A 9156-nucleotide genomic window follows, 5' to 3' on the forward strand; every position below is an offset into this window, starting at 1 on the left:
AACCCAAGACTACCCCCCCCCCTTATAATGATTATCATTTCTATTGGCTGTATATTTTATTTCTTGGAAGTCCCTTATCCACTGGCAAACTGCGTAAGCTGGGTGCTAGTTCCTCACGACTACGCCCAAGTTCGGGAAAATCTGCTTTCTAAACACACTTTTCCTCAAAAGCATCAAGAAAGCGTTCAGCTGCACCTAAATTAAACCGAATTATATAGTTTTTTATATCTTTTAAATCTTGTTTGGCAGCAGCACTCAAAATATATCTGCTCATTCTTAATCCTGCTAGTTACAGCTATTTTCAGGTAAATAGACCACGCGGTAGGGGCACAGCATTGCTGTGCCCCTACGACAGATGTGGTTCAAATACATGAAAACTGCTGTAAGCCAAAGCACTATGAAATTTTTTCCATGTATCACCTGCATTATTTTTATAGTCACAAAATTTTAGGAAGGTTTTATTAATAAATTTTCCCTTAACAATATAACATTAGTTTAATTATCACCAAAAAAGCTTATGATTCTTGAGGCAGTGATGCTTTATGTCAAACCAGGGCTAGAATCTGATTTTGAAGCTTCTTTTAAAAAAGCTTCCAATCTTATTTCCTCAATTAACGGATATTTATCTCATGAACTGCATAGGTGCATAGAAGTCAAAGGTAAATATTTATTACTTGTTAAATGGGAAAATTTAGAAGCTCATACTGTTGTATTTAGAGGCTCTGCTGAGTTTCAAGAGTGGAAAAAACTTCTGCATCATTTTTATGATCCATCTCCCATTGTTGAACACTTTCAAGAAATTGAAATATGAAAAACAAGATCCCCGACTTCTCAAAGAAGTCGGGGATCTGTGGCTGTATCACTCTACTCTTTGCAACTGCGCTACTCTTGGATCAACAATTTTTTGTCCCAAACTGGCAAATTTAATTGCCACAGACATCTTATTACCCGTTCCGAAAACATGAGTGATTTCACCAAGCCCAAAGGTTTTATGTAATACTCTCTCGCCCACTTGCCAATTCTGCGTTGTATCTGGTTTCGCACTAGAAGTAGAGGTACTTTTAGTATAAGTTTGACGACTCAGATGTTTAGTACTTAATAATTCTTCTGGTAATTCGTCGAGAAATTGCGATCGCATGGCGGCTTCACGAGAACCATACAAACGACGTTCCCGCGCGTGTGATAAAAATAACCTTTCTTGGGCGCGAGTAATCCCCACATAACACAAACGGCGTTCTTCTTCCAAAGATGCGGGATCACTTAGCGATCGGTAGCCGGGAAATAGCCCTTGTTCTAATCCCACCAAAAATACTACGGGAAATTCCAAACCTTTGGAAGCGTGCAAAGTCATCAAAGAAACGGCTGTTTGTCCTTCTTTTAAGTTATCCAAATCCGAACTGAGGGCGGCGCTACTTAGAAAATCTCGAAGGGAAACCTCTTCGTTTTCTTCTTGAAATTGCAGCGCGGCGTTGTAAAGTTCCTGGACGTTTTGTACCCGATCTGTCGCTTCATCTGTACCTTGATTCATCAAGTCTTGAACGTAACCAGAGTCTTCTATTATTCCTTGCAACACCTCAGTTACGGGAACTGTGGCGATTTGTTTTTGCCAACGGCTAATCATTTCGGCAAAGCTATTTACAGCTTTTGTCGCCCGTCCAGCTAATGTATTAACTGATGTCTCATCGCTGAGTATTTCCCACAGAGTTGTTCCTAATTGCTGAGAGGCGTTTACCAAAGCATCAATAGTGGTTTTGCCAATTCCCCGCCGAGGAGTATTGATGACTCGCAATAAACTGACTGTATCAGCTGGGTTAGCGATCACTCTTAAATATGCGACGACATCTTTAATTTCTTTGCGATCGTAAAACTTCATTCCGCCCACAACTGTGTAAGGAATTTGATATTTCACCAACAATTCTTCAAAAGGGCGAGATTGCGCGTTTGTCCGATAAAGTATGGCAAAACTACCCCAGTTCAACTCTGGATTTTGCTGTTCTAAAGTGCGAATCTGATTGATTACAAATGCCGCTTCTGCAAGTTCTTCATCAGCTTTGTGACAAGTAATCTGCTCACCCGGGCCCCGCGTCGCTTTCAGGACTTTATCAATCCGTTGGGTGTTATTTTCAATCAGTTCATTAGCCGCTTGCAGAATGTTTTCACATGAACGATAGTTTTCCTCAAGCTTAACCATCGTCCGGGTGTCATCATCTACCAAACCATCACCAAAGTCTTCCTGAAATCCCAGCAAGATGGTGAAATCTGCCATCCGAAAACTGTAAATGGATTGATCTGCATCGCCGACAACAAAAACTGAGCGATTTTCCCATTTCCATTCACTCTTTCTGGTTTCGCCATTAGTAACTAATAAGTGGATGAGTTGATACTGAGTGCGGTTAGTATCCTGATATTCATCTACGAGGATATGGTGAAATTTGCGATGCCAGTAACCCAATACCTGCTCATTTTGTTGAAATAATCTAGTTGGTACGAGAATTAGATCATCAAAGTCGAGAGCGTTGTTTTGTGCTAACTTATCTTGATATAAATTGTATACTTGAGCAATTATTCGTCCGCGATAATTGGGTTGTTCTTGCTCAAACTCTTGAGGTGATAAACCTTGGTTTTTAGCATTACTAATAGCGTAGCGAACAGAGCGAGCGTCAAACTTCTTATCGTCTAAATTTAGCTGTTTATTAACGATTTCTTTGATCAGAGTTATAACATCAGATTCATCAAAGATAGAAAAATTGCGATTCCACCGACGTCCTTTTTCGTCTACGTATTTTTCAATGTCAAAGCGGAGAATGCGAGAAAATAGACTGTGGAAAGTGCCACACCATAAGTCTTTGATCGTATTTTTGTAAACTTGCGATCGCAATTGCATTTGTTGATATTCTGTCAACAAATCAAAACGCTGACCATGTTGTTTCATAGCCAGTTGTTCCGCAAACAGCCGTTGAATCCGTTCTTTCATTTCCCGTGCGGCTTTGTTGGTAAAAGTAACCGCCAGGATATTTTCTGGATTCACACGGTGTTTCAGAATCAGATTTGCAATGCGATAAGTCAGCGCTCGTGTTTTACCGGAACCTGCGCCAGCAACAACTAGCAACGGGCCGCAGTAATGTTCGACAGCTTGACGTTGGCTAGGGTTAAGGTGACTGAGAAAGTCGAGTGTTGTAGTCATGGATGTGAAAAAGCGATCGCCTGAGAGAGTCGCTATTGCCCAGGTTACAACATCTTAACGAAACTTGGTCAATAAAGATTGTGTGGCAATATTCTTAACCAGAATGGTACTCTATCATGATTTATGTAGAAGCAATAAAAAGCTATGCTGTCAGTCAAAGGCACATTCCAAAATGGTGTGGTTCATCCTAACGAACCAATTGAAGGGCATGAGGGGCAGTCAGTTATAATCGTGTTTGTCGAAGAAAACCGCACACCTGGGCCAGCAACGCCAGAAGACTCAGATTGGGATAAACTGAGGCAGTTAATTAAAAACTGTGCAATTGATACAGATATAGGCGATTTGGCACACCAGCATGACCATTATCTTTATGGAATGCCAAAGCGAGAATCATAACCTTGACGAAAGTTTTTGTAGACACAGCTGCCTGGATTGCCCTTCTTAATGTTAGGGATAATCTTCATCACCAGGCAAATGAGGTAATGGATAGACTTTTGGGCTCAGAAACATCTTTGGTGACAACAGAGTTTGTATTATTGGAGGTTGCAGATGCTCTATGTATACCAGTCAGCCGTATTCAGACAGTTGCTTTCATCAACAGTTTGCGACTCTTAAAAAGTGTGCAAATCATCGCTTTCGACCAAAAATTGCTGGATGAAGGTTGGATATTATACAGTCAGCGTCCTGATAAAGATTGGGGGCTAACTGACTGTATTAGCTTTGCGGTCATGACACACCAGGGGATTACTCAAGCCTTTACATCTGACCGTCATTTCCAGCAAGCGGGGTTTACCAAACTGTTGTAAATCAAAAAATACTGGGATTTAGACAAGGCTTGTGTCGTGACAATTCATGAATTGCCCCGACAATACGTTAACTTTTCTACGTAGAAAAGTTAGCTGCTAGTTATTCCTGCGCGTTGTGTCGTAAAATCAACGACGGGGAATCAAACATCAAAACATGGTGGGCAAACTCTCACTTGTTCTATTGTCAACAGAGCTTACAGCTATTTTCAGTTAATTGAACTACACATTCCCGTAGGGATACGTCAATGTTCCCTAGCCTGTGGTTTATTTGCTTGAAAAACGCTGTAATACCTAACTGAGAGTATAGTCACCAATCGGATTATTCACTCCTTGAGTACCCAATTGACATTGGGTGGCAATACACGATACATCATGATTGAACCATTAGATTTTTAAAGATGAAAATTTCTTTAATTGCAGGTTTCACCAGTATAAAGAGGGGTGGATATGGATTTTAGCTTAATTGTATCCAACATTTTGAATCCGCCTATTCTGTTTTTCTTTTTAGGCATGACTGCCGTTTTTGTCAAGTCTGATCTGGAAATTCCCCCACCAGTGCCCAAACTCCTTTCGTTGTATCTGCTGTTTGCCATTGGTTTTAAAGGAGGGGTAGAACTAATCAAAAGCGGACTGAATCAGGAAGTAATTCTCACGCTCCTGGCAGCAATGTTGATGGCTTGTTTTGTTCCAATTTACACCTTTTTTATTCTAAAGTTGAAATTGGATACTTACGATGCTGCGGCGATCGCCGCAACCTACGGTTCTATCAGTGCCGTCACTTTCATCACTGCCGGGGCTTTTCTGAGTGAGCTTGGTATTCAGTATGATGGCTACATGGTAGCAGCTCTTGCCCTGATGGAATCTCCGGCGATCATTGTTGGTCTGATCTTGGTGAATATATTCACCGCCGATGAAAAGCGAGAGTTTTCTTGGTCGGAAGTTTTGCAAGAAGCATTTCTTAATAGTTCAGTTTTTCTACTAGTCGGTAGCCTCTTAATAGGTGTCTTGACCGGACAACGCGGTTGGCTAGTATTAGAACCCTTTGCTCAAGGGTTGTTTTATGGCATTCTCACCTTCTTTTTACTGGATATGGGACTGGTCGCTGCTAGAAGAATTAAAGACTTGCAAAAAACCGGAGTTTTCCTGATTTTATTTGCGATACTAATTCCAATACTGAATGCAGGCATTGGGTTGGTGATTGCCAAATTTATCGGTATGCCTCAGGGAAATTCGCTATTATTCGCTGTATTGTGTGCCAGTGCTTCTTACATTGCTGTCCCAGCTGCGATGCGGATGACTGTTCCCGAAGCCAATCCCAGCCTGTATGTTTCTACCGCTCTAGCAGTAACATTTCCGTTCAATATTATTGTGGGAATTCCGTTATATCTCTACGGAATTAACCTATTTTGGAGGTAATAATATGCACGTAGTTAAAAAGATAGAAATTATCGCCAACTCCTTTGAGCTTGCCAAAATTTTAGATAGTTTAGACAAGTCGGGTGTACATAGCCATGCCGTAATTAGAAATGTTGTTGGTAAAGGATTACGAGGAACTAGTGAAGATTTAGACATGACCATGCTTGATAATGTTTACATCCTCGCATTTTGTATGCCAGAACAACTCAAGCCTGTTGTCGAAAATATCAAACCACTTCTCAACAAGTTCGGAGGTACTTGCTACGTTTCCGATGTGATGGAGATTCGCTCAGTTAGATGTGTCGCATCGATTTAAGGGAGTGATAAATTCAATGAAGCATTTCATGGAACGTCGTGACTTTTTGAAGTTGGGAATGACCGGGGCATTTGGGATGATGCTAAATGCCAGTGATTTACTCTGGCAGGTTGAACAGGCTAAAGCTGCCGAAATACCCTCAACTTCCCCTGAATCCCTCAATCCCGATGCAGCGTTGCAAAAACTGATGGATGGGAATCAGCGATTTGTTAATCATCAACCCCAATACCCCGATCAAACTGCGCTGCGGTTGCAGGAAGTTGCTCAAGCTCAACATCCATTTGCAACTATTCTCAGTTGTGCGGATTCACGAGTACCCGCAGAAATTGTTTTTGATCAGGGCATTGGGGACATCTTTGATGTTCGGATTGCCGGAAATATTGCCACCCATGAAGCGATCGGCAGTATTGAATATGCGGTCGTCTTGTTAGGTTCTCCACTGCTGATGGTGATGGGTCATGAGCGTTGTGGGGCTGTAACCGCAGCTGTCCAAAATGAATCGTTACTCGGTGATATTAGTACTTTTGTGAAGGCAATTAAGCCAGCCCTGAAAAAGGTCAAGAATCAGCCGGGTGATGCGGTTGAAAATGCTGTGGTGGCAAATGTCCAATATCAAATCGAACGGTTGAAGCGATCGCAACTTTTAACTGAGCAAGTGCGATCAGGTAAATTGAAAATTGTCGGGGGTCGTTACGACTTGGATACGGGAAAGGTAAGTATTATTACTTAATTTGGCTGAGGATTCCAAGATGAGAGGGATGAGGGAGACAAGGGAGACAAAGGGATGAAGAAAGAAAGTGTTTTCCCAATGCCCCATGCCCAATTCAATCCTGAACAGTCATTGGCAGGCGAATTGTGAAAGTAGACCCGACTCCCGGCTGACTTTTGACAATAATCTCACCACCCATCATCTGGCAGAAGTGGCGGCTAATTGCCAACCCCAGTCCCGTTCCTCCATACTTTTTCGTAGTGGAGGTGTCTCCTTGTGTAAAAGGTTGAAATAACTGCTGCTGTTGACCTTGAGACATCCCTATACCTGTGTCAGTAACAGTAAAAGTAATCATGCCCAAAGGTGCCTCTGGTCGGAATTCATCCTTTTCTAGGTTGACAGTCAGTGTCACCTTGCCGTTTGTAGTGAATTTACTGGCGTTGCTGAGTAAGTTTAACAACACCTGCCGCATCCTAGTTTGATCGGCGTACATGGTGCCAAGTTGCTGATCAAAATCCACTTGTAAAACATTAGCATTTTTTTCTATAGCTGGTTTGACTGTGAGGACGACGTTATGAATCAGCGTCGCAATCTCGAATATCTCTGGATAGAGGGTCATTTTCCCGGCTTCAATTTTTGACAAGTCGAGAATGTCGTTAATAACTTGTAGTAAGTGCCTACCAGCAGCGTTAATTGTTTCTAAGTCTGTGATAAAGTCTGCCGATAAACCAAGATCGGTAGCGTCGTCTTCTAAAAGTTGGCTTAAGCCAATCACAGCATTTAATGGTGTGCGTAATTCGTGGCTGACATTCGCCAGAAATACGCTTTTTGCCTTGCTAGCAGCTTCGGCTAATTCTTTAGCTTGTTGTAGTTCTTTTGTTCGCTCCGATACTCGCTCAATCAGATGATTTAGAGATTTGGCGAGTAAGCCAATTTCATCTTCAGTGGTGACCGGCGCCCGCAAATCGAAATTAGATTTTCTGGCAACTTGCTCTGCTACTTGAGTGACAATAATAACTGGTTCAGCGATCGCGCGACTGGTACGCCAAGCTACAATAGCTGCGATCGCTACCGAAACCAGCATACTCATGATCACAATAAATCGCTCAACTATTTTTGCTTCATAAACGGCTTTTTGCCTTTCTTGCTCTTGATCTTCAGCCGTTTGCAGGATGTTAGTCAAGTTTTGCGAAAGCTGGTCTAACCGCATAGCTGTTTCACCAGCCATAATTGTCAATAACTGCGATCGGGCAGAAGAAATTTGCTGAGGCTGCACTTGTTGGGAGTCAATTTTCTGTAAGACGACCTCGATCTGGTCAACGTAAGCTTTTAAATTAGTCTTGTAATCTAGCAATAACGTCTGTAAAGTCGAACTTGTTGCTGCTAGTCTTTTAGGTTTACTGTCAATAAATCCGGCAATTTTTGACTCTAATTGTTTAGTTTTTTCAACATTCTTCAGAAAATCGGCTTTTTTGCTTTTTAGCTGTTGTGAATTTTCCAATACAGCAACTAAGTTAGAGCTATGTAATTGCGCCCCGACTACTGCATCTTTATAATTACTCAGTAGTTGTCCTTGTTCATAGGCTTGATTGAATTGCCTAACTTCCTTTCCCCGGTAGTAGTTGGCGATTACTAGCCCAGTCAGTGAGCCAAAAAAGCCAATTCCGATCGCTACAAAGTACCCATAGCCAATTTTTTGATGGATGCGCCAAGAACTGGCTTTGAGTTTCCCTCGTGAGGGAAATTCTATGGTCGGGAGTTCGTCTGTCGATGGCTCTTCGGCTGGCACTTTTTTGCTTTCTGAACTGTTGTCGATAGGGGTTGGCTTTGGAGTTGGCATTTCTCAAACCTCTTTGCCTTCCCGCAAAAATCACTAAATCAGTCTAGCTTGTGCAAACACTTTAATTGGTGATTAACATCTAGATTATCTTCTTTTATAGCAAGAGCAAATAATTGCTTACTAGATAATTAGTATAACCTTATATAGTATGAGTGGTTTTGATAGCAATATTGGTAAGTAAACTTACTGAGAGCGAATAGAATTCACTTTTTTCAGCAGCAATGAATAATTTTCTGTACTAAGGAATAAGAATTAAATAACATACAATTTATCTCCCTGGCTTACCTCACCCTCAATCCCTCTCCTTATAAAGGAGAGGGATTGAGAGACAGGATAAAGTTTTCCATTTTATTTAATCTACGTTCCTAAAGACCTGTCTTAGACAGTCTTCCGATTACCACACCACTTTTCTCAATATATAGTTGATAACAAAGAATTCTTGCCATCAGCTATGCCACTACTCTACCTTACTGCTTCCTGATAAAATTAATACAATCAGGAAAAAAACAAAAGCTTTGATATTCGCTGGGCATTGGGCACTTGTACTGACTTTGCCTGCCCTGAGCTTGCCGTTCGCGTAGCGTCTCGTAGAGAAGGGTACTGAGCGACGCGTTGCCCTGAGCTTTGCCGTACCACTTCGTGGAAGCAAGCTACGCGTAGCGCGATGCCCTGAGCTTGCCGTACCACTTCGTGGAAGCAAGCTACGCGTAGCGTCTCGTAGAGAAGGGTTGAAGTAGAGAAGGGTCGAAGTAGCGTTGGCGTTGGCGCAGCCTAAGAAGAGAAGTATGGGGCATTGCTTACAGGACTTACGCAAACAATAGCTGAAAAGAATGATTTTTTTGTTCGGGGCAATACCCATCTCCTGCAAAGACGCTACTACGTAGC

Annotated in this window: 10 protein-coding genes; 6 read left to right on the forward strand and 4 right to left on the reverse strand. The window is 42.0% G+C overall.

Going from position 1 to position 9156, the window contains the following annotated elements; translation table 11 throughout:
- Positions 1-148 precede the first annotated feature (148 nt).
- A complete protein-coding gene (locus tag ACYTXL_RS29485) occupies positions 149-274 on the reverse strand; it encodes a type II toxin-antitoxin system RelE/ParE family toxin (RefSeq protein WP_461927737.1) in 126 nt (41 codons plus the stop codon).
- 243 nt (positions 275-517) lie between these two features.
- Between ACYTXL_RS29485 and ACYTXL_RS29490 the strand changes: the two genes are divergently transcribed.
- Positions 518-811: an antibiotic biosynthesis monooxygenase family protein gene (locus ACYTXL_RS29490; RefSeq protein ID WP_461927738.1), complete on the forward strand. Its 294-nt coding sequence runs from the start codon at positions 518-520 to the stop codon at positions 809-811.
- 48 nt (positions 812-859) lie between these two features.
- Here the strand turns inward: ACYTXL_RS29490 and pcrA are convergent, their stop codons facing one another.
- A complete protein-coding gene (pcrA, locus tag ACYTXL_RS29495; protein ID WP_461927739.1) occupies positions 860-3184 on the reverse strand; it encodes a DNA helicase PcrA in 2325 nt (774 codons plus the stop codon).
- Positions 3185-3328: 144 nt separating this feature from the next.
- On the opposite strand from pcrA, the gene ACYTXL_RS29500 reads away from it, so the two are divergent.
- The 5 genes from ACYTXL_RS29500 (at position 3329) to ACYTXL_RS29520 (ending at position 6452) form a co-directional block, all read left to right on the forward strand.
- Positions 3329-3580 carry a hypothetical protein gene (locus ACYTXL_RS29500; protein ID WP_461927740.1) on the forward strand — a complete coding sequence of 84 codons (252 nt, stop codon included), beginning with the start codon at positions 3329-3331 and terminating at the stop codon, positions 3578-3580.
- 2 nt (positions 3581-3582) lie between these two features.
- Positions 3583-3990, forward strand: coding sequence for a type II toxin-antitoxin system VapC family toxin (locus tag ACYTXL_RS29505; RefSeq protein ID WP_461927741.1), 408 nt, complete (start codon positions 3583-3585; stop codon positions 3988-3990).
- A 447-nt stretch (positions 3991-4437) separates the two neighbouring features.
- On the forward strand, positions 4438-5406 hold the full coding sequence (locus tag ACYTXL_RS29510; RefSeq protein WP_461927742.1) for a sodium-dependent bicarbonate transport family permease: 969 nt from the start codon (positions 4438-4440) through the stop codon (positions 5404-5406).
- Between the two features lie 4 nt (positions 5407-5410).
- Entirely contained in the window at positions 5411-5722 is a 312-nt protein-coding gene (locus ACYTXL_RS29515) for a P-II family nitrogen regulator (protein WP_292796649.1), read from the forward strand.
- Between the two features lie 28 nt (positions 5723-5750).
- Positions 5751-6452 (forward strand): carbonic anhydrase, encoded by a 702-nt coding sequence (locus ACYTXL_RS29520; RefSeq protein WP_461927745.1) that lies wholly within the window; start codon positions 5751-5753, stop codon positions 6450-6452.
- 94 nt (positions 6453-6546) lie between these two features.
- Here ACYTXL_RS29520 and ACYTXL_RS29525 read toward each other — a convergent pair whose 3' ends face one another.
- Both ACYTXL_RS29525 and ACYTXL_RS29530 read right to left on the reverse strand, forming a co-directional pair.
- Positions 6547-8271 (reverse strand): sensor histidine kinase, encoded by a 1725-nt coding sequence (locus ACYTXL_RS29525; protein ID WP_461927743.1) that lies wholly within the window; start codon positions 8269-8271, stop codon positions 6547-6549.
- Positions 8272-8728: 457 nt separating this feature from the next.
- Positions 8729-9156 (reverse strand): hypothetical protein (locus ACYTXL_RS29530; protein WP_461927744.1); only part of this gene is annotated, 428 nt, incomplete at its 5' end.

It is taken from the genome of Nostoc sp. (assembly GCF_054880495.1).